At 66.6% G+C, this 20,845-nt stretch carries 18 protein-coding genes, 1 tRNA gene and 1 pseudogene; 17 read left to right on the forward strand and 3 right to left on the reverse strand.

All coding sequences use genetic code 11. The features are described from left to right. Positions 1–7: 7 nt before the first annotated feature. The 5 genes from trpB to glmM all read left to right on the forward strand — a co-directional run bounded on the left by trpB (position 8) and on the right by glmM (position 5,211). Positions 8–1,225, forward strand: coding sequence for a tryptophan synthase subunit beta (gene trpB, locus AC5P6H_RS05420; RefSeq protein ID WP_032957499.1), 1,218 nt, complete (start codon positions 8–10; stop codon positions 1,223–1,225). Continuing rightward, positions 1,222–1,902, forward strand: a complete 681-nt coding sequence (locus AC5P6H_RS05425) for a hypothetical protein (protein WP_049407824.1) — start codon at positions 1,222–1,224, stop codon at positions 1,900–1,902. Before trpB ends, AC5P6H_RS05425 begins: the two co-directional genes overlap by 4 nt. Position 1,903: 1 nt before the next feature. Next, positions 1,904–2,713 (forward strand): tryptophan synthase subunit alpha, encoded by an 810-nt coding sequence (gene trpA, locus AC5P6H_RS05430; protein ID WP_241887541.1) that lies wholly within the window; start codon positions 1,904–1,906, stop codon positions 2,711–2,713. Positions 2,714–2,974: 261 nt separating this feature from the next. After that, positions 2,975–3,850 (forward strand): acetyl-CoA carboxylase, carboxyltransferase subunit beta, encoded by an 876-nt coding sequence (gene accD, locus AC5P6H_RS05435; RefSeq protein WP_005410473.1) that lies wholly within the window; start codon positions 2,975–2,977, stop codon positions 3,848–3,850. Then, positions 3,850–5,211, forward strand: a complete 1,362-nt coding sequence (gene glmM, locus AC5P6H_RS05440) for a phosphoglucosamine mutase (protein WP_014647877.1) — start codon at positions 3,850–3,852, stop codon at positions 5,209–5,211. The genes accD and glmM overlap by 1 nt, the downstream gene beginning before the upstream one ends. Before the next feature lie 78 nt (positions 5,212–5,289). On the opposite strand, the gene AC5P6H_RS05445 is transcribed toward glmM, so the two are convergent. From AC5P6H_RS05445 to AC5P6H_RS05455, 3 genes are read right to left on the reverse strand one after another with little or no spacing between them, the layout of a single operon-like run. Next, positions 5,290–6,147 (reverse strand): polysaccharide deacetylase family protein, encoded by an 858-nt coding sequence (locus AC5P6H_RS05445; protein ID WP_049407821.1) that lies wholly within the window; start codon positions 6,145–6,147, stop codon positions 5,290–5,292. Further along, positions 6,140–7,285: a glycosyltransferase family 4 protein gene (locus AC5P6H_RS05450; protein WP_014647875.1), complete on the reverse strand. Its 1,146-nt coding sequence runs from the start codon at positions 7,283–7,285 to the stop codon at positions 6,140–6,142. The genes AC5P6H_RS05445 and AC5P6H_RS05450 overlap by 8 nt, the downstream gene beginning before the upstream one ends. Positions 7,286–7,305: 20 nt before the next feature. Then, positions 7,306–9,183 carry a DUF3413 domain-containing protein gene (locus AC5P6H_RS05455; RefSeq protein ID WP_197575503.1) on the reverse strand — a complete coding sequence of 626 codons (1,878 nt, stop codon included), beginning with the start codon at positions 9,181–9,183 and terminating at the stop codon, positions 7,306–7,308. A gap of 194 nt (positions 9,184–9,377) precedes the next feature. On the opposite strand from AC5P6H_RS05455, the gene AC5P6H_RS05460 reads away from it, so the two are divergent. From AC5P6H_RS05460 to nuoH, 12 genes and pseudogenes are all read left to right on the forward strand, one after another. Next, positions 9,378–10,313, forward strand: a complete 936-nt coding sequence (locus AC5P6H_RS05460) for an isopenicillin N synthase family dioxygenase (RefSeq protein ID WP_032956201.1) — start codon at positions 9,378–9,380, stop codon at positions 10,311–10,313. Positions 10,314–11,091: 778 nt separating this feature from the next. Continuing rightward, entirely contained in the window at positions 11,092–11,847 is a 756-nt protein-coding gene (tpiA, locus tag AC5P6H_RS05465) for a triose-phosphate isomerase (RefSeq protein WP_495202374.1), read from the forward strand. 31 nt (positions 11,848–11,878) lie between these two features. Beyond that, positions 11,879–12,316 carry a preprotein translocase subunit SecG gene (secG, locus tag AC5P6H_RS05470; protein ID WP_014647871.1) on the forward strand — a complete coding sequence of 146 codons (438 nt, stop codon included), beginning with the start codon at positions 11,879–11,881 and terminating at the stop codon, positions 12,314–12,316. Positions 12,317–12,367: 51 nt separating this feature from the next. Then, positions 12,368–12,452: transfer RNA gene (locus AC5P6H_RS05475), tRNA-Leu, on the forward strand. Positions 12,453–12,563: 111 nt separating this feature from the next. Further along, positions 12,564–12,920: an NADH-quinone oxidoreductase subunit A gene (locus tag AC5P6H_RS05480; protein WP_008265012.1), complete on the forward strand. Its 357-nt coding sequence runs from the start codon at positions 12,564–12,566 to the stop codon at positions 12,918–12,920. Next, positions 12,911–13,465, forward strand: a complete 555-nt coding sequence (locus tag AC5P6H_RS05485; RefSeq protein WP_005417936.1) for a NuoB/complex I 20 kDa subunit family protein — start codon at positions 12,911–12,913, stop codon at positions 13,463–13,465. Before AC5P6H_RS05480 ends, AC5P6H_RS05485 begins: the two co-directional genes overlap by 10 nt. A gap of 33 nt (positions 13,466–13,498) precedes the next feature. After that, complete coding sequence (locus AC5P6H_RS05490; RefSeq protein ID WP_014647869.1) at positions 13,499–14,248, forward strand: NADH-quinone oxidoreductase subunit C; 750 nt, start codon at positions 13,499–13,501, stop codon at positions 14,246–14,248. Beyond that, positions 14,245–15,552: an NADH-quinone oxidoreductase subunit D gene (locus AC5P6H_RS05495; protein ID WP_014647868.1), complete on the forward strand. Its 1,308-nt coding sequence runs from the start codon at positions 14,245–14,247 to the stop codon at positions 15,550–15,552. Before AC5P6H_RS05490 ends, AC5P6H_RS05495 begins: the two co-directional genes overlap by 4 nt. Positions 15,553–15,649: 97 nt before the next feature. Then, positions 15,650–16,177: an NADH-quinone oxidoreductase subunit NuoE gene (nuoE, locus tag AC5P6H_RS05500; protein WP_014647867.1), complete on the forward strand. Its 528-nt coding sequence runs from the start codon at positions 15,650–15,652 to the stop codon at positions 16,175–16,177. A 4-nt stretch (positions 16,178–16,181) separates the two neighbouring features. Next, positions 16,182–17,522, forward strand: coding sequence for an NADH-quinone oxidoreductase subunit NuoF (gene nuoF, locus AC5P6H_RS05505; RefSeq protein ID WP_014647866.1), 1,341 nt, complete (start codon positions 16,182–16,184; stop codon positions 17,520–17,522). After that, on the forward strand, positions 17,519–19,753 hold the full coding sequence (gene nuoG, locus AC5P6H_RS05510; RefSeq protein WP_241887690.1) for an NADH-quinone oxidoreductase subunit NuoG: 2,235 nt from the start codon (positions 17,519–17,521) through the stop codon (positions 19,751–19,753). Before nuoF ends, nuoG begins: the two co-directional genes overlap by 4 nt. Then, positions 19,750–20,845: pseudogene (gene nuoH, locus AC5P6H_RS05515) on the forward strand (NADH-quinone oxidoreductase subunit NuoH). The gene nuoG and the pseudogene nuoH overlap by 4 nt, the downstream one beginning before the upstream one ends.

The raw sequence follows: 20,845 nt of genomic DNA on the forward strand, positions 1-20,845 counted from the left end.
CGCTTCCATGTCTGCCTCCCCCATTGCCGACTACCACGCCTTCCCGGATGCCCAGGGCCATTTCGGCCGCTACGGTGGCAGCTTCGTTGCCGAAACCCTGGTCGGCCCGCTGCAGGAACTCGCCCAGGCCTATGACCAGGCCCGCCAGGATCCGGCCTTCCAGGCCGCCTACGACCGCGACCTGGCCCACTACGTGGGCCGGCCGAGCCCGATCTACCACGCCCAGCGGCTGAGCGACCATGTCGGCGGCGCGCAGATCCTGCTCAAGCGCGAAGACCTGAACCACACCGGCGCGCACAAGATCAACAACACCATCGGCCAGGCGCTGCTGGCGGCGCGGATGGGCAAGAAGCGCATCATCGCCGAGACCGGTGCCGGCCAGCACGGCGTGGCCAGCGCCACGGTTGCCGCGCGGTTGGGCCTGGAATGCGTGGTGTACATGGGCGCCACCGACATCGAGCGGCAGAAGATCAACGTCTACCGCATGAAGCTGCTCGGCGCGACGGTGGTGCCGGTCACCTCCGGTTCGGCCACTTTGAAGGACGCGCTCAACGAAGCGATGCGCGACTGGGTGACCAATGTGCAGGACACCTTCTACATCATCGGTACGGTCGCCGGTCCGGATCCCTATCCGCGCATGGTGCGCGACTTCAACGCCATCGTCGGCCGCGAGGCACGCGAGCAGATGCTGGCCGAGTACGGCCGCCTGCCCGATGCGATCACTGCCTGCGTCGGCGGCGGCAGCAATGCCATCGGCCTGTTCCATGCCTTCCTCAACGACCGCCAGGTCGAGATCGTCGGCGCCGAGGCCGCAGGTGATGGCATCAGCACCGGTCGCCATGCTGCATCGATCGCCGCCGGTCGCCCGGGCGTGCTGCATGGCAACCGCACCTATGTACTGTGCGACGACGACGGCCAGATCATCGAGACCCATTCGGTGTCGGCCGGCCTGGACTATCCGGGCGTCGGCCCCGAACACGCATTCCTGGCCGATACCGGCCGCGCGCGCTACCTCGGCATCACCGATGACGAAGCACTGCAGGCCTTCCACCTGCTGGCGCATACCGAGGGCATCCTGCCGGCGCTGGAGTCCAGCCATGCGCTGGCGCAGGCGATCAAGCTGGCGCGTGAGCGTCCGCGTGACCAGATCGTGCTGTGCAATCTGTCCGGCCGTGGCGACAAGGATGTGCATACCATCGCCGCGCGCGAAGGGCTGGTGCTGTGAGCGCGCTGCTGCGCAACAGTGGCGTGCTGCTGCTGGCGCTGGGGTTGGCCGCGTGCCAGCCGCCGGAGCCGCCGCTGCTGGCACCGGCCGCCAAGGCCACCACGCAGCCGGCACAGCAGGCGGCCGCGAATGATGACCTCGACCCGATGGCACGTGCGCCGATCGTCGATCCGCCGTCCACGGAAGATATGGACAGCGATGGCGCGCCCGCGGTGGTCTCGGTGGCGCTGGACCATGCCGGCGAGGTGCTGATCGGCCAGCACATGGGCGATCTGAAGGCACTCGGGCCGTGGACCGCGCAAGGGGCGGTCGAAGCCATCGGCGGCAGTTGCGAGTACTACGACGGCAAGGGGCTGCCGCCCGGCGTGTCGATGATGACCGATGAAGATCGCGTCGTCCGTTTCGATCTCGGCCTGGATCCGGACAGCGGGGCGCCGACCCAGCAGCCCGGTCCGTTCGGCCTGCGTGTCGGCATGACCCGCGCCCAGGCCATGGCCCAGTTCCCGAAGCCGCCGGTATCCAGCCCGCATGCCTACGACGGTGACCAGGGCGAGTACCTCACCTGGCAGGACCCGGGTTCGGACCTGGGTATCCGCGTGGAACTGTTTGAAGGGCGGGTCACCCAGATGTACTGGGGAACCAGCGATGCGATTGAACTGATTGAAGGATGTGCCTGAAATGTCCGTATCCCGACTCGATGCCTGTTTCCAGCGTCTGCGCGAACAGCAGCGCAAGGCGCTGATCCCCTTCGTCACGGCCGGTGATCCCTCGCTGGAGGCCACCGTGCCGGTCATGCACGCACTGGTCGACGCCGGCGCCGACGTGATTGAACTGGGCGTGCCGTTCTCCGACCCGATGGCCGATGGCCCGACCATCCAGCGCAGCTCCGAGCGCGCGCTGGCGCGCGGCGCCGGCAGCCGCTACGTCCTGCAGGCCGTGGCGCAGTTCCGCGAGCGCGATGCGCAGACCCCCGTGGTGCTGATGGGCTACCTGAACCCGGTGGAGATCCACGGTTACGCGGCCTTCGCCAAGGCCGCCGTCGACGCCGGCGTGGACGGCGTGCTGCTGGTCGACCTGCCGCCGGAAGAAGCGGGCGACGCCCAGCAGACGTTCGACGCAGCCGGCCTTGCGCTGGTACTGCTGGCGTCGCCGACCACCAGCGAGGCGCGAGCCGACAAGCTGCTGGCGCTGGCCCGTGGCTATCTCTACTACGTCAGCTTTGCCGGTGTCACCGGCGCGTCCGAGCGCCTGGACAGCGATGCCGCCAGTGCCCGCCTGCAGGCGTTGCGCGCGCGTGCGTCGGTGCCGGTGGTGGCGGGCTTCGGCATCAAGGATGCCGCCAGTGCCGCGGCCATGGCCCGCCAGGCCGACGGCGTGGTGGTGGGCAGCGCGCTGGTGGCGGCGCTGGCCGAAGCGGGCTCGGCGGAAGAGGCCGCGCAGCACGCCCGGGCCTTCCTCGCCCCGCTGAGGCAGGCGCTGGACGCGTAACGGTAGTGCCGGCCGCTGGCCGGCATCCTCCTGAGGGCTCGCGTGCAAGGGCTGCCGGCCAGCGGCCGGCACTACCCATCGGTCTGCACGCAAGGGCTGCCGGCCAGCGGCAGGCACCGCCCCAGCACCTAAACGTACGTCCCAGCATGGTTTTTTCCGGCTGCCCCGTGTCTGGCAAGGGGGTGCACGGGCGGGGAAAGCGGAGCTAGACTGTCCGCCTTTGCGGCCCCCGGGCCGCCCTGAACGGAAGTGTCCTCCCGCATGAGTTGGCTCAGCAAGTTGATGCCGTCCGGCATCCGCACCGACAACACCCCCAGCAAGAAGCGCAGTGTCCCCGAGGGCCTGTGGGAAAAGTGCAGCAACTGCGGCAGCGCGTTGTACCGTCCGGAACTGGAAGAGAACCTGGAAGTCTGCCCGAAGTGCGGCCATCACATGGCGATCCGTGCGCGTGCGCGCCTGGCTGCCCTGTTCGATGCCGACAGCACCACCGAGATCGGTGCGCGCCTGGGGCCGACCGACCTGCTCAAGTTCAAGGACCAGAAGAAGTACAGCGAGCGCATCAAGATCGCGCAGAAGAACACCGGCGAGTACGACGCGCTGATCGCCATGCGCGGCCTGCTCAAGGGCCGTGCGCTGGTGGCATCGTCGTTCGACTTCGCCTTCATGGGCGGCTCGATGGGCTCGGTGGTCGGCGAGCGTTTCGCACTGGCCGCGGAAACCGCGGTCGAGATCGGTGCGCCCTACGTGTGCTTCTCGCAGAGCGGTGGCGCCCGCATGCAGGAAGGCCTGTTCTCGCTGATGCAGATGGCCAAGACCTCGGCCGCGCTGGGCAAGCTGCGTGAAGCCGGCCTGCCGTACATCTCGGTGCTGACCCATCCGACCACCGGCGGCGTGTCGGCTTCCTTCGCGATGCTGGGTGACATCAACATCGCCGAGCCGCAGGCGCTGATCGGCTTCGCCGGCCCGCGCGTGATCGAGCAGACCGTGCGCGAGAAGCTGCCGGAAGGCTTCCAGCGCTCGGAATTCCTGCTGGAGCACGGCGCTATCGACCAGATCTGCGACCGTCGCGAAATGCGCGACCGCCTGTCCGATCTGCTGGCAATGCTGGGCCGTCAGCCGGCGCCGGAGGTGGCTTGATGGGAGGCCGCAAGTACTTCGGTACTGATGGCATCCGTGGACGGGTCGGCCAGGGCGTGATCTCGGCCGACTTCGTGCTGCGCCTGGGCAACGCCCTGGGCCGTGTCCTGGTCGACCAGCGCGGCCAGGACGGGCGCCGGCCGATCGTGGTGATCGGCAAGGACACCCGCATCTCCGGTTACATGTTCGAAGCGGCACTGGAAGCCGGCCTGGTCGCCGCCGGTGCGGACGTGCAGCTGCTGGGGCCGATGCCGACCCCGGCGGTGGCGTTCCTGACCCGTACGCTTGGCGTGGACGCTGGCATCGTCATCAGCGCCTCGCACAACCCGCACTACGACAACGGCATCAAGTTCTTCTCCGCCCAGGGCGAGAAGCTCGACGATGCCACCGAGCTGGCCCTGGAAGCGGCGCTGGACATCCCGTTCACCACCGCCGAATCGGAAAAGCTGGGCAAGGCGTCGCGTGCGCGCGAAGCGGTCGGCCGCTACATCGAGTTCTGCAAGGCCAGCGTGCCGCGCGCGTTCGACCTGCGTGGCGTGCGCCTGGTGCTGGACTGCGCGCACGGCGCCACCTACCAGATCGCGCCGCTGCTGTTCCGTGAACTGGGCGCCGAGGTGATCGGCATTGGTGCCGAGCCCAACGGCGTCAACATCAACGCCGGCGTGGGTTCCACCCACATCGACAACCTGGCGGCCAAGGTCCGCGAAACCCGCGCCGATCTCGGCATCGCCTTCGATGGGGATGGCGACCGCGTGCTGATGGCCGACGACCAGGGCAACCCGGTCGACGGCGATGACCTGCTGTATATCCTGGCCCGTGCATGGAAAGCCGAAGGCCGCCTGCGCGGCCCGGTGGTCGGCACGCTGATGAGCAACTACGGCGTCGAGAAGGCATTTGCCGACCTGCAGATTCCGTTCGTGCGCAGCAATGTCGGCGATCGCTACGTGCACCAGGCGCTGATGGAAGGCGGCGGCGTGCTCGGCGGTGAAGCCTCCGGCCACCTGCTGTGCCTGGATCGGGCCACCACCGGCGACGGCATCGTCAGCGCGCTGCAGGTGCTGGTGGCATTGCGCAACAGCGGGCAGACCCTGCGCCAGGCGCTGGAAGGACTGGTGCGGGTGCCGCAGAAGACGGTCAACGTGCGGTTGGGCAATGTCTCGGCCAAGGCCACGGTGCAGGCCGGCAGCGTGCAGGCCGCGCTGGCTGTCGCGCAGCAGTCGGTGGCCGGCCGTGGCCGTGCGTTCCTGCGCCCGTCCGGTACCGAGCCGGTGGTGCGGGTCACGGTCGAAGCCGATGATGCGACGCTGATGCAGGACACGCTGGATCGACTGTCCGCGGCGGTACGTGAAGCCGCCGCCTGAGGCCGCTGCACATCTGCCCAACGAAAACGCCCCGGAATGCCGGGGCGTTTTCGTTGAAGGGGCAGGGCGGTGGGTTGCCTACGGCCCCGGCACCATCTTCTTCTGGCGTGCCTTGAAGCCATTGAACAGCGGTGCGATCAGCGGGTTGTAGCTCTGTGCGATGCGTTTTCGCAGCCAGCTGGCCGGGCGGTTGCGGATCGCGAAACGATAGATGCGCTCCGGGTCGCCGCCCACCACATTGCGTCCGAACGGGTGGGTGGTATGCAGGTAGCGGAAGCCGTGCTCGCGCGCCACCTCGATGTGGTCCTGGTCGAAATCGCCGTAGGGCCAGCACAGCGTATCGGACACCTCGCCAAGCTTGTCCTGCAGGACGTCGCGCGAGACTGCCAGGTCGTGGCTCAGGCCGGCACGGCGCTGTGCGCGGTCCAGGTCGTCGCGGCGCAGCCAGCGGGTGTGGGTATGGGTGTGGCAATGCACTTCGAAGGTGCCGGCGGCGATGGCCGCGCGCGCTTCGCTCCAGCGCATCATCACGTCGTCGCTGCGGTTCTGCTCGTAGATCGCCGCTTCGCAGCCGCGATGGTCCGGCGTGGCAGGCAACGTTGCCCCGGCAAGCCCGGCGTGGGGCCGCTCCGGGCCTTCGCCCATCCAGCCGGTGACCACGAACACCACCGCGTGCATGCCGTACTTCTGCAGGATCGGGTGCGCATACACCCAGTTGTCCAGGTAGCCATCGTCGAAGGTGATCACGATCGACTTGCGCGGCACCGGCTTGCCGGCCAGGAAGCCGGCGTACTGGTCCAGTGTCAGCGACGTCCAGCCGTTGCCGGCCAGCCACGCGATCTGGCTTTCGAAATTCTCCGGTGACACGGTGATCATGCCCGGCGACGGACTGACGTGGTGGTGCATCAGCACCGGTACGGTTCGGGCATCAGCCATGTCCCAGCTCCTTCAGCCACTGGTGGTAATAGTGTTCGGTGGTCTCACCGTGGCCGTCGGGAGTGAACCGGTGCGCGCTGCGCATCCAGTCCCACCCGGCGCGGCCCATCTGCCGCCGCCGTTCCGGATCGTCCACCAGCAGGCGCAGGGCGCCTGTCAGGGCTGCATTGTCGCCCAGCCGGGTGAGGATCGCATTGCTGCCATCCACCACCATCTCCGGCACGCCACCCACCCGCGTGGCCACGATCGGCACCCCGACATAGGCGGCCTCCAGGAAGACGGTACCGGCCGCTTCCTTGTGCGATGCCAGCGCGAAGATGTCGAAGCCAGCCATCAGCCGGCATGCGCCATCGCGATAGCCGAGCAGATGGACCTGCTGCTGCAGCCCGTGCTCGTCGCGCAGCGCCTGCAGCCGGTCCATGACCGGCTGGCCATCGCCGACCACCACCAGGTGCAGGTTCGGGTGCGTCTTGCACAGCGGTACCATCGCCTGCAGCAGGTCGGCATGACCCTTGGGTTCGCGCAGCACCGCCACGCAACCGACCACGATGTCCTGTTCGCCGAAGCCGAGTTCGGCGCGCACGTCCGCGCGTACCTCCTGCAGGCATTGCCAGGGGTCGTCCTTGCGGATTTCGCTCCAGCGCGGCGGGACCGCGATGGGCGGCACGATACCGATGTGTTCGGCCGGAATGCCGCGCGCGGCCAGCAACTGCTTGACGAAGCTGCTGACGGTCAGCACCCGGTGCGGCAGGCCGGTATAGGTCAGCAGCGAGTTGACCGGGCTCATCAGGTGGCGCGAGCGCACCACCAGCGGCGTGCCGCCCAGGCGTGCACCGGCGGCGGCGATCAGTGCGTCACGGCGGCTGGTGGTGTTGACCACGTCATAGCGTTCGCGGCGCACCAGGCGCGAGACCGACCAGATGCCGCGCAGCAGGCGCAGCAGGCCACCCATGCGCAGGGTATGCACGGTGAAACCATCATCGCGTGCCAGCTGGGCCAGTCGCGCTTCGGGCTGGCACAGCAGCGCCACCTCGTGGCCACGCGCGCGCATCACCTGCATGTGGCGGAAGATGTAGATCTCCTGCCCGCCCATTCCCTTGGCGGCTTCAGTGTGCAGGATGCGCAGCGGACGGTTCATGCAGGATCGATCCTTGAGGGTCAGCGGTTGCGGAAGCGGGTCAGCGCTTCCCATGCAGTGCGTACGGCGGCCGCATCGGGCGCCTGCTGTGGCAGCGGCCGGTAGCGCAGGTCCAGGGCGGTGGCGTTGCCGAACTTGTCGAACACATAGATGGCATCGCCATGGCGCACCGCGCGCTGCGACCAGCTTTCGACCACCAGCGCACGCGTGCCCTGCGGCTCGGCCAGCAGGTCCTGGCCGGTGCTGTAATCGGCCAGTGCGTTCTCGCAACCCAGTGCGTGGCGCATCAGTGTCGGCACCCAGTCTTCGTGCGAGCTGGTGCGTGCGTCGTGGCCAGCGGCCTTGCCCGGCCAATGCAGCACGAACGGGACCTGCAGCTGATAGTCGGAGAAGTTGCCGTTGTGGCCCCAGTAGTTCAGCTTGAGGTCGTTGAACTCTTCGGCATGGTCACCGGTGACCAGCACGATGGTGTCCTCGGCCAGGCCCTGTGCGCGCAGGTCGTCCAGCAGCGAGCCGATCAGGCTGTCGGCATAGTGCACGGCGGTGCGGTAGCGGTTGAGTTCCGGCGTCGGGTCATGCTCCGGGCCGAATTTGAGGAAATCGATATCGGCGGCCATCGGTGTGGCCACCGCCGGATAGCCCTCGGGCATGTGGTAGGGCGCATGGGTGGAGTCGAGGAACACGAAGCCGAACCACGGGCGCTGCGCGGCCTGGCTGGCGCGGATGTCCTGCTGCAGCGCACTGATGATCGCGCGGTCGCGGCCGTCTGACTTCAGCGCTGCCGGCCCCTGGTGCAGCTGGTCGCGGACATCGGCGAACACCGTGCGATCGAACTCCGGGCTGTACAACGGCGCACTGCCGTACAGGTGCAGGTCGTAGCCCTGCTGGCCCAGCACCTGGAACAGCTGCGAGCCACGCTGCTCGTCAAGCATGCTCGGCCAATAGCCGCCGGGCAGGCCGTAGAGCAGCCCGAACAGGCCGTAGCGGGTGGCATTGCCGGTGCTGAAATGGTGGTCGAAGACGCGCGCATCCTGCGCCAGCGTCGACGTGTTGGGCATCAGCTGCGGTGTCAGCACATCGTGGCGCAGCGACTCCAGTACCACCATCAGTACGTTGGGACGATGTGGGCTCTGGCAGCGCAGCGGATGCAGCGGGTACAGCAGCTGCGCATGGCGCGGGTCGGGCAGGCCGGCGTGCTGTTGGCTGACCACGCCCAGGCGCCGCATGAAGCTCTTGGCCGTGATCGGCTGCGCCCACGGCAGGTAGTTCCACTGCGCGATCACATCACGGTCGCCGCGGGCGTCGTAGTAGGCCGTGGCGACCTGGCCGCCGGCCATCAGCAGCGCGACCACCGCCCAGGCCTGCAGCACCCGTCGACGGCGCGGCGCGGCCGGCAGCAGTTTCCAGCACGCCCAGGCCAGCAGGCCCTCGGCGGTGAAGACCGCGGCAACCAGCAGGCCGACCTGCAGCCAGGTCTTCCAGGACAGGGCAACCTGGTCCTGCAGGGCGCCGCCGAACACCATGTTCACGACCATGGCATTGAGGTGGAAGCGGTACAGGGTGAAGACCTTGGCGTCGACCAGCAGCAGGCACAGCCACAGGCCCTGCAGCACGGCCGCGCTGATGCTCAGCGTACGCGCGCTGCGTGGCCACAGGCCCAGCAGCAGCGGCAGCAGGCCGGCCAGCACACCGAACGCGAGCAGGTGGCCGGGCAGGGCGACCGCCAGATAGGCCAGGCCGGCGCCGCCGCCCGGATTGTCACGCAGCGGTACATTGCCCAGCGCAATCGCCGCGGCCAGTACCGCATTGCCGGCGATGAACAGCGACCACCAGGCCAGCCGCCGCCAGCGCCGGGCGGAACCTTCAATGGCAGGGGCGGCAGGGGCAGCTGCGGGCATGGTGGGGCAGGTTCAGGGGGTGCAGGAGAGGGGCGGGGCCAACGTGACGGAAGCGTTGCTCCGCGCGCGGGTCGCGCATTGTATCGGTTTGTTTCCGTGTATCGAGTGGCGTCCCCCGGGCGATCTGTCACAATGTTCAGGCGGGCCATGAATGCGTTGGCCCCCTCAGACCCAACGACAAGCCAGGAACCGCTGTGAGCCAGATCCCCACCCTCGACATCACCCGTTTCGACAGCGACCGCGAGGCCTTCGTGGCCGAGCTGGGCGCGGCCTACCGCCAATGGGGATTCGCGGGCATCCGTAACCACGGCATCCCGCAGGCCGACATCGACGCGGCCTACGATGCCTTCAAGGCTTTCTTCGCCCTGCCGGAAGAGGTCAAGCGCAAGTACCACGTGGCCGGCAGCGGCGGCGCCCGCGGCTACACCCCGTTCGGCGTGGAAACCGCCAAGGGCTCCAAGCATTTCGACCTGAAGGAGTTCTGGCACATCGGCCGCGAGATCGCCGACGATTCCAAGTACCGGGACGTGATGGCGCCGAACCTGTGGCCGGCCGAGGTCGAAGGTTTCCGTGAGCGCGGTTACGGCCTGTATCAGGCGCTGGACAACCTGGGGTCGCGCGTGTTGTCCGCGTTGGCCCTGCACATTGGCCTGCCGGAAGACTTCTTCGCCGACAAGACCAACTTCGGCAACTCGATCCTGCGCCCGATCCACTACCCGCCGATCACCACTGACGACATCCCGAACGTGCGTGCCGGTGCCCATGGCGACATCAACTTCATCACCCTGCTGGTCGGCGCCAGTGCCGCAGGCCTGGAAGTGCAGTCGCATGACGGCGAGTGGGTGCCATTTACGTCAGATGCGGACACGATCGTGGTCAACATCGGCGACATGCTGCAGCGCCTGACCAACCACGTGTATCCGTCGACCATCCACCGCGTGGTCAACCCCCCGGGTGACCTGGCGCGCCAGCCGCGCTACTCGGTGCCGTTCTTCCTGCACCCGAACCCGGACTTCCTGATCGACGTGCTGCCCTCGTGCATCACTCCGGAGAACCCGAGCCGGTATCCGGAGGCGATCACCGCCCACGGCTTCCTCGAGGAACGCCTGCGCGAGATCAAGCTGAAGTAAAGAAAAGTGAGGCCGCCGAAAGGCGGCCTTTTTCTTTGCAGGGTTGCACCCTGCACCCGCGGTAGTGCCGGCCGCTGGCCGGCAAGTCCAAAGCCAAAGCGGCTCTGGGGTGTTCCGTGGGGAGGCGGGGAGGTGTCGGATGGCGGGGACGCCGTAAACCCATCCCTGGGGGCTTGGCCGCGACATCCATGTCGCGGACACCCCGCCATCCGACACCTCCCCGCCTTCGACAGTTTCCCGGTGACGGTTGGTGGGTGTCGACCTTGCTCGACACGGTAGATCCACGCCATGCGTGGATGAGATCTCTCGGATCGAAGTGGGGTAGGGGGTTGGTCCAGCCAGCATCAACCCGGAATGCAGCTTTTGTCTTTGCTCTTGCTCTTCTTTTTTCTTCCCGTGGCGGGCGGAACCGCCGGACTGTGTCAGAGGCCGGGCGGGTGGGGCTGCGCAGGGGCGTGAGCCGCATGGGCCCGAGGCATGCCTCGGGCGGGTTGGGCAGGACGCCCAATCCCGGTCTTGCCGTGTGCGCAGGACAGCGCACATGAGCAAGCGGCGATCGAGCTTACATGGACGTACTTGCAGCGCCCCCTGCGCAGTCCCACCCGCCCGGCCAAGCCCCAGATCTAGCCGGGCTCTCCGCGACCAACCAAACCCCGCCCCCCCTCCGCCACGAGGGGCTGCGCCGTTGGCTGAAAATCCATGTAACCGCTTACAATGAAACGGATTTTGCCGCAACGGGTATCATGACCGGCTGACTTCACACAGGAGCCACCCGCTCATGCGCCGCAAGATCGTCGCCGGAAACTGGAAGCTGCATGGCAGCCGTCAATTCGCCAATGAACTGCTGGGGCAGGTGGCTGCCGGGCTGCCGCTGGAGGGGGTGGACGTGGTGATCCTGCCGCCGCTGCCGTACCTGGGCGAGCTGGTCGAGGACTTCGGCGAGACCAGCCTGGCCTTCGGCGCGCAGGACGTGAGCAGCAACGAGAAGGGCGCCTATACCGGCGAGGTCTGCGCGGCCATGCTGGTCGAGGTCGGGGCCCGCTATGGCCTGGTCGGCCATTCCGAGCGCCGCCAGTATCACCATGAAAGCAGCGAGCTGGTCGCGCGCAAGTTCGCCGCCGCCCAGCATGCCAGCCTGGTGCCGGTGCTGTGCGTGGGCGAGACCCTGGAGCAGCGCGAGGCCGGGCAGACCGAAGCGGTCATCGCCAGCCAGCTGGCGCCGGTGCTGGAACTGGTCGGCGCGGCCGGCTTTGCCAAGGCCGTGGTCGCCTACGAGCCGGTCTGGGCCATCGGTACCGGCCGTACTGCTACAAAGGAGCAGGCACAGCAGGTGCACGCGTTCATCCGTGGCGAAGTTGCGCGCTTCGATGCTAGAATTGCTGATTCACTGCCCATTGTTTACGGCGGTAGCGTGAAGCCCGACAATGCCGGGGAACTGTTCGCGCAGCCGGATGTCGATGGTGGGCTGGTCGGCGGCGCCTCCCTGGTGGCCGCGGACTTCCTGGCCATCGCACGGGCGGCGGCCGCGAACTAATCCTAGAAGTATTGTCCGAGGGCGGTTTCCAATGCTGATGTTGATCCTCAATGTCGTCTACGTGCTGGTCGCTGTGGCCATGATCGCGCTGATCCTGATGCAGCGTGGCTCGGGTGCGGCGGCGGGTTCGGGCTTTGGCGCCGGCGCCTCGGGTACGGTGTTCGGTGCGCGTGGCGCCTCGAACTTCCTGTCCAAGTCGACCAAGTGGCTGGCCGTCGTGTTCTTCGGCATCAGTCTCTTCATGGCCTGGTATGCCGGTCACGGCACCCGTCCGGCGGCCGACCAGGACCTGGGCCTGATGTCCGCCCCGGCGGCCAGCGCGCCGGCGGCTCCGGCGGGCGAACTGCCGGCCGTTCCGAAGGCCGATCCGGTCCCGGCCGCCCCGGTTCCGGCGGCGAATGTGCCGGCTCAGGCGGAATCTTCGGTTTCTGGTGAAGAAAAGCCTTCGGAAGGCTCCCAGAAACACTGAAGCCGGTTACAATACGCGGCGCATCGGGAAGATAGTCTGATGTGATCGTTTGCCCAGGTGGCGGAATTGGTAGACGCACTACCTTGAGGTGGTAGCGACGCAAGTCGTAGGGGTTCGAGTCCCCTCTTGGGCACCATTTGTAAGTAAAGCGGGTTCGTCTGGCGCGCAAGGCGCCAGGCAGGTTCCCGTCCACTCCCCCATGCCAAAGCGCCTGCAGGCGCGGCGGCAGAGGCAAGAGAGAATCGCTGTGCTGGCCGAATATTTGCCTTCTCTGCTGTTTCTGATCGTTGCCACCGGTATCGGCATTACGCTGATGCTGGTTGGTCGATTCCTCGGTCCCCGCCGCCCCGATCTGGAAAAGCTGTCGCCGTACGAGTGCGGCTTCGAGGCCTTCGAAGACGCGCGCATGAAGTTCGACGTGCGCTACTACCTGATCGCGATCCAGTTCATCGTCTTCGACCTGGAAATCATCTTCATCGTGCCGTGGACCCAGGTCTTCATGGAGCTGGGCGCCCGTTCGCTCATCACCATGGGCCTGTTCGTCGGCATGCTGTTCCTCGGTTTCATTTACGTCTGGAAGAAGGGAGCGCTGGAATGGGAGTGATTCAGACTCTCGATGGCCTCATGAACAACCCGTCGCCGGAAGGCCGGGTTGATGACATCCTGCGGCCGGAAGGCGACAACCCGCTGCTGGAAAAGGGCTTCGTCACCACCAGCGTCGACGCACTGCTGAACTGGGCGCGCACCGGCTCGATGTGGCCGATGACTTTCGGCCTGGCCTGCTGCGCGGTCGAGATGATGCACGCCGGCGCCGCGCGCCTGGACCTTGACCGTTACGGCGTGGTGTTCCGCCCGTCGCCGCGTCAGTCCGACGTGATGATCGTGGCCGGTACCCTGGTCAACAAGATGGCCCCGGCGCTGCGCAAGGTCTACGACCAGATGCCGGACCCGAAGTGGGTCATCTCGATGGGTAGCTGCGCCAACGGCGGTGGCTATTACCACTACTCCTATTCTGTCGTGCGCGGCTGTGATCGCGTGGTGCCGGTGGACGTCTACGTCCCGGGCTGCCCGCCGACCGCCGAGGCGCTGGTGTACGGGATCCTGCAGCTGCAGAAGAAGATCTGGCGTACACAGACCATCGCCCGCTGACCCCTTCACCTGACAAGAGCGCGCCAAGCCCCCATGGCAGAGCAAGCATCCTTCATCGACCGACTCTCCGCACGTTTCGCTGGTGCGAAGGTCATCGTGGTCGAACCCCGCGGCGAAGTGACGCTGGAAGTGCCTGCCGCCGAGTGGCACGCCACCGCCCTGGCGCTGCGTGACGAGTTTGGTTTCGAGCAGGCCGTGGATCTGTGCGGCGTCGACTACCTCGGTTATGGCTCCGACGAATGGGACACCGCCGACGTGTCCTCGCAGGGCTTCAGCCGTGGCGTCGAAGGCAAGGCCCAGGGCCGCTTCGCGTGGGGCGAGTTCCCCACCGAGGAAAACGGTGCCGACGGTGCCCGCCCGCAGCACATGCCGACCCAGCGTTTCGCCGTGGTCGCCCAGCTGCGCTCGTATCAGCACAACCTGATGATGCACCTGCGCTGCTTCGCCCCTGACGAAGCGCTGCCGGTGGTGTCCTCGCTGACCAGCGTGTGGCCGGGCCTGAACTGGTTCGAGCGCGAAGCGTTCGACCTGTACGGCGTGATCTTCGAAGGCCACCCGGACCTGCGCCGGATCCTGACCGACTACGGTTTCGTCGGCCATCCGTTCCGCAAGGACTTCCCGCTGATCGGCAATGTCGAAGTCCGCTACGACGAAGAAAAGAAGCGCGTGATCTACGAACCGGTCACCTCGGTGGAGCCGCGTGTCGGCGTGCCGCGCGTGATCCGTGACGACGCCCGTCTGCAGACCGCAGCCGGTGAGCGCGCGCAGGAGGCAGTGAAGTGAGCCACGTACACCAGGCCGGCGAAGCGTTCGCCAGCAACGCCGCCGAAAGCCGGCAGGAAATCCGCAACTACACCATGAACTTCGGCCCGCAGCATCCGGCCGCTCACGGTGTGCTGCGCCTGATCCTGGAAATGGACGGCGAAACCATCATGCGTGCCGACCCGCACGTGGGTCTGCTGCACCGTGGCACCGAGAAGCTGGCCGAGTCCAAGCCGTTCAACCAGTCGATCGGCTACATGGATCGCCTCGACTACGTGTCGATGATGTGCAACGAGCACGCCTACGTGCGCGCGATCGAGACCCTGATGGGCATCGAGGCGCCGGAGCGTGCGCAGTACATCCGCACCATGTACGACGAGATCACCCGCATCCTCAACCACCTGATGTGGCTGGGCTCCAACGCGCTCGACCTGGGTGCGATGGCCGTGATGCTGTATGCCTTCCGTGAGCGCGAAGAGCTGATGGACTGCTATGAAGCGGTCTCCGGCGCGCGCATGCACGCGGCGTACTACCGCCCGGGCGGTGTCTACCGCGACCTGCCGGACCACATGCCGAAGTACAAGGAATCGCGCTGGCACAAGGGCAAGGCGCTGAAGCAGCTCAATGCTTCGCGCGAAGGCTCGCTGCTGGACTTCCTGGAGAACTTCACCGTCGAGTTCCCCAAGCGCGTCGACGAATACGAAACCCTGCTGACCGACAACCGCATCTGGAAGCAGCGTACCGTCGGCATCGGCGTGGTCACTCCGGAACTGGCGCACCAGTGGGGCATGACCGGCGTGATGCTGCGTGGCTCGGGCGTGGCCTGGGACCTGCGCAAGAAGCGCCCGTACGCCAAGTACGATGCTGTCGATTTCGACATCCCGCTGGGCAAGGAAGGCGACTGCTACGACCGCTACCTGGTCCGCGTCGCCGAAATGCGCGAATCCAACCGCATCATCAAGCAGTGCGTGGCGTGGCTGAAGGCCAACCCCGGCCCGGTCATGGTCAAGAACTTCAAGGTCGCTCCGCCCAAGCGCGAGGACATGAAGGACGACATGGAAGCGCTGATCCACCACTTCAAGCTGTTCAGCGAAGGCTATTGCGTACCGGCGGGCGAAACCTATGCGGCCGTGGAAGCGCCCAAGGGCGAATTCGGCTGCTACCTGGTCTCCGATGGCGCCAACAAGCCCTTCCGCGTGCACCTGCGCGCACCGGGCTTCGCCCACCTGTCCTCGATCGATTCGATCGTGCGCGGCCACATGCTGGCCGACGTGGTGGCGATGATCGGTACCTATGACCTGGTGTTCGGCGAGGTTGACCGGTAATGCCGTCCGCCACGCCAACGCCCGCTGCAGGCAGCCGGCGCAAGCCGGCGCCGCAGTTTCTGGAATTTCACGTTATGCATTTCGCTGAGGTCGGCCGATGAAGGCGACAGGTAATTTCGAGGCGGCGCGCGACGTCGACCCGATGGTGGTGCTGAGCGACAAGACCCGCGCTCACATCGATCACTGGCTGTCCAAGTTCCCGCCGGACCGCAAGCGCTCTGCCGTGCTGCAGGGCCTGCATGCGGCCCAGGAGCAGAACCAGGGCTGGCTGACCGACGAGCTGATCGCCGCCGTCGCCAAGTACCTCGACCTGCCGCCGGTGTGGGCCTACGAGGTCGCCAGCTTCTACTCGATGTTCGAGACCGAGAAGGTGGGCCGCAACAACGTGGCCATCTGCACCAACATCAGCTGCTGGCTCAATGGCGCCGAGGACATCGTCCGCCATTGCGAGAAGAAGCTGGGCATCAAGCACGGTGAATCGACCCCGGACGGCCGCGTCTACCTCAAGCGCGAGGAAGAGTGCCTGGCCGGTTGTGGCGGCGCGCCGATGATGGTCATCAACGGTCACTACCATGAGCGTCTGACCCTGGAAAAGGTCGACGAGCTGCTGGACGGGCTGGAGTAAGGGCATGGCACATCACCACGAATCCAAGGGTCCGGTCGGCCCCGCGCCGCTGCCGCACCAGGTGGTCTACACCACCCTGCATTACGACACCCCGTGGTCGTACGAAAGCTACCTGAAGACCGGTGGCTACGCCGCCCTGCGCAAGATCCTCGAAGAGAAGATCCCGCCGGAGCAGGTCATCGAGATGGTCAAGGCCTCGGGCCTGCGCGGCCGCGGTGGCGCAGGCTTCCCGACCGGCCTGAAGTGGTCCTTCATGCCCAAGGGCAACATGCAGAAGTACATCCTCTGCAACTCGGACGAATCCGAGCCGGGCACCTGCAAGGACCGCGACATCCTGCGTTACAACCCGCATTCGGTGGTGGAAGGCATGGCGATCGCCTGCTACGCCACCGGTTCGACCGTGGGTTACAACTACCTGCGCGGTGAGTTCCACCACGAGCCGTTCGAGCACTTCGAGCAGGCCCTGGCCGACGCCTATGCGAACGGCTGGCTGGGCAAGAACATCCTCGGCAGCGGCGTAGACATCGACATCTACGGTGCGCTGGGCGCCGGCGCCTACATCTGCGGCGAAGAAACCGCGCTGATGGAATCGCTGGAGGGCAAGAAGGGCCAGCCGCGCTACAAGCCGCCGTTCCCGGCCAATTTCGGCCTGTATGGCAAGCCGTCGACGATCAACAACACCGAAACCTACGGTTCGGTGCCGGCGATCATCCGCAACGGTCCGGAGTGGTTCAAGGGCCTGAGCCTGACCGCCAACGGCGGTCCGAAGTGCTTCTCGGTGTCCGGCTGCGTGCAGAACGGCGGCAACTTCGAAGTGCCGCTCGGCACCAAATTCCACGACCTGCTGGAAATGGCCGGTGGCCTGCGTCCGGGCCGCACGCTGAAGGGCGCGATCCCGGGCGGCGTGTCGATGCCGGTGCTGACCGCGGCCGAGCTGGAGGACCTGCCGATGGACTACGACACCATCCGTGCACTGGGCTCCGGCCTGGGTTCGGGCGCGATCGTGGTGCTCGACGACAGCGTCTGCTGCGTCAAGTTCGCCTGCCGCATCAGCCAGTTCTTCCACAAGGAATCCTGCGGCCAGTGCACCCCGTGCCGTGAAGGTACTGGCTGGATGCACCGCGTGCTGGAGCGCATCGTCGCCGGCAAGGCCACGATGGAAGACCTGCACCAGCTGAAGGCGGTGGCCGGGCAGATCGAAGGCCACACCATCTGTGCGTTCGGTGAAGCGGCTGCATGGCCCATCCAGGGCTTCCTGCGCCAGTTCTGGGACGAATTCGAGTACTACATCGTCAACGGTCATTCGATGGTTGACGGCAAGAAGGTGGAGGCAGCCGCCGCATGAGCGCGCAACCCGTAAACCCGAACGTGCCACCGGATCACGTGACCATCGAGATCGATGGCAAGTCGCTGGTCGTGCCCAAGGGTTCGATGATCATCCAGGCGGCCGACAAGGCCGGTATTCCGATTCCGCGCTTCTGCTACCACGAGAAGCTGCCGATCGCCGCCAACTGCCGCATGTGCCTGGTGGACGTGGAGAAGTCGCCGAAGCCGGCGCCGGCCTGCGCCACCCCGGTGATGGACGGCATGAAGGTCGCCACCCGCAGCGAAAAGGCACTGAAGTTCCAGCGCTCGGTGATGGAGTTCCTGCTCATCAACCACCCGCTGGACTGCCCGATCTGCGATCAGGGCGGCGAGTGCGAGCTGCAGGACGTATCGTTGGGCTATGGCCGTTCGGTCAGCCGCTTCAACGAGCGCAAGCGCGTGGTGCCGGACGAGGACATGGGCCCGCTGGTCGCTACCGAGATGACCCGCTGCATCCAGTGCACCCGCTGCGTCCGCTTCACCGCCGACGTTGCCGGTACCTACGAACTGGGTGGCATGTACCGCGGTGAGAACCTGCAGATCGGCACCTTCGACGGCAAGCCGCTGACCACCGAGCTGTCCGGCAACGTCGTCGACGTCTGCCCGGTCGGCGCGCTGACCAACAAGGTGTTCCAGTTCCGCGCCCGTCCGTGGGAACTGACCGCGCGCGAATCGCTGGGCTACCACGACGCGATGGGTTCGAACCTGTTCCTGCACGTGCGTCGCGGTGAAGTGCTGCGCACCGTGCCGCGCGACAACGAAGCCGTGAACGAGTGCTGGCTGTCCGACCGTGACCGCTACTCGCACCAGGGCCTGTACAGCGAAGACCGTGCGGTCAAGCCGCTGCGCAAGGTCAATGGCGAGTGGAAGGAAGTGAGCTGGGCCGAAGGCCTGGCCGCGGCCGCCGAGATCCTCAAGGCGAACCAGGGCGACAACCTGGGCGTGCTGGTGCACCCGTCCACCTCCAACGAGGAAGGCGCGTTGCTGGCCCGCCTGGCCAAGGGCCTGGGCACGGGCAACATCGACCACCGCATCAACAACCGCGATTTCTCCGACGCCGCAACCGCCGAAGTGTTCGGCCTGCCGCTGGCCGAAATCGAAGGCGCTGACCGCATCGTCGTTCTGGGCAGCAACATCCGCCACGAACTGCCGCTGCTGCACGCCCGCCTGCGCAAGGCGCAGACCACCAAGGGCGCGAAGATCCATGTCGTCAACCCGGTGGACTTCGACTTCGCCTTCAGCATCGCCGGCAAGCAGATCGTCGCACCGTCCAAGTTCGTCGACGCGCTGGCCAACGCCGAGCTGCGTTCGGCAGTGCAGGGCGGCAACAACACCGTGCTGATCGTCGGTGGCATCGCCGAAAACCACCCGCGGGCTGCCGCGATCCGCGCTGCTGCGCGTGAGTTCGCCGCCGCCACCGGTGCCAAGCTGTGCCGCATCCCGCAGGGCGCCAACGCCGTTGGCCTGACCCGCGCCGGTGTGCTGCCGGCCGGCAGGGACGTCGCCGCGATGCTGGCGCAGCCGCGCCAGGCCTATGTGGTGTACGGCCTTGAGCCGGGCCTGGACTTCGCCGATGCACCTGCCGCGCGCAAGGCGCTGGCCGGTGCCCAGGTGGTGGCTTTCAGCCAGTTCGCCTGTGCCTCGACCCGCGACGTCGCCGACGTGATCCTGCCGATCGGTGCGCTGCCGGAAATCGACGCCACCCTGACCAACCTTGATGGTCGCGAGCAGTCGGCCCGTGCCGGCGGCAAGCTGCCGGGCGAGGCCCGTGAAGGCTGGCGCGTGCTGCGCGCCCTGGGCGGCGAGCTGGCCGTGGCCGGTTTCGACTTCACCGACCTGGCCGGCCTGCGCGCCAGCCTGGCCCCGGTATCGGTCACCGTTGCCGCTTCGGCGCAGCCGGTGGTTGCCGGCGAAGGCCTGGAAGTGGCTTCGACCGCCGCGATCTACCGCACCGATGCGGTGGTCCGTCGCGCCCCGGCGCTGCAGTCGCATCCGCTCAACAACGCCCCGCGCATCGTGCTGAACGCTGAAGATGCCGCTCGCCTGCAGCTGCAGGAAGGGCAGATGGCCAAGGTCGGCACCGATGCCGGCAAGGCCACCCTGCCGGTGGTGGTCGACGCCCGCGTCGCTGCGGGTTCGGTCTGGATTGAATCGGGCCACGGCGCGACCGCGCCGCTGGGTGCCGCTCGCGTATCGGTGGTGGCTGCATGAACGAATTGCTGTTGAACGCGGTCGACCCGCTGCACCAGTGGCTGCTGGGCCTCGGTGACATCGGCGCGCTGATCTGGATCATCCTGAAGATCCTGGTGATCGCCGTTCCGGTGATCATCTCGGTGGCCTTCTACGTGGTCTGGGAACGCAAGCTGATCGGCTGGATGCACGTCCGCCACGGCCCGATGTACGTGGGCATGGGCATCTTCCAGGCCTTCGCCGACGTCTTCAAGCTGCTGTTCAAGGAAGTGGTCCAGCCGAGCAGCGCCAACAAGGCGATCTATCTGCTGGCCCCGCTGATCACCCTGGCGCCAGGCCTTCGCGGCCTGGTCGGTGGTGCCCTTCGATTCGCAGATCGTGCTGTCCAATGCCAATGCCGGCCTGCTGTACCTGCTGGCGATGACCTCGCTGGGCATCTACGGCATCATCCTGGCCGGTTGGGCGTCCAACTCGAAGTATGCGTTCCTGGGTGCGATGCGCGCCTCGGCGCAGATGATCAGCTACGAAATCGCCATGGGCTTCGCCCTGGTCGGCGTGATGATCGCCTCGGGCAGCCTGAACCTGAGCAACATCGTGATGGCTCAGGCCGGCAGTTCCGGCTTCTTCGACTGGTTCCTGCTGCCGCTGTTCCCGCTGTTCGTCATCTACTGGGTCTCGGGCGTGGCTGAAACCAACCGCGCGCCGTTCGACGTGGTGGAAGGCGAATCGGAAATCGTCGCCGGCCACATGGTCGAATACTCCGGCGGTGCCTTCGCCCTGTTCTTCCTGGCCGAATACGCGAACATGATCCTGATCAGCTTCCTGATCTCGATCTTCTTCCTCGGCGGCTGGCTGAGCCCGGTCCAGGGCTGGGTCAACTTCGGCGATGTCTCGCCGCTGGTCGACTGGATCTGGAAGGGGGGCGCGCCGTGGCTGTTCGTCAAGGTGTTCTTCTTCGCCAGTGCCTACATCTGGTTCCGTGCCAGCTTCCCGCGCTTCCGCTACGACCAGATCATGCGCCTGGGCTGGAAGGTCTTCATCCCGCTGGCCATTCTGTGGATCGCGGTTACCGCCGTCATGGTGTTCTTCGGCGTGATTCAAAAGGGCGTCTAA

The organism is Stenotrophomonas sp. YJH_SMC_110, from assembly GCF_059369255.1.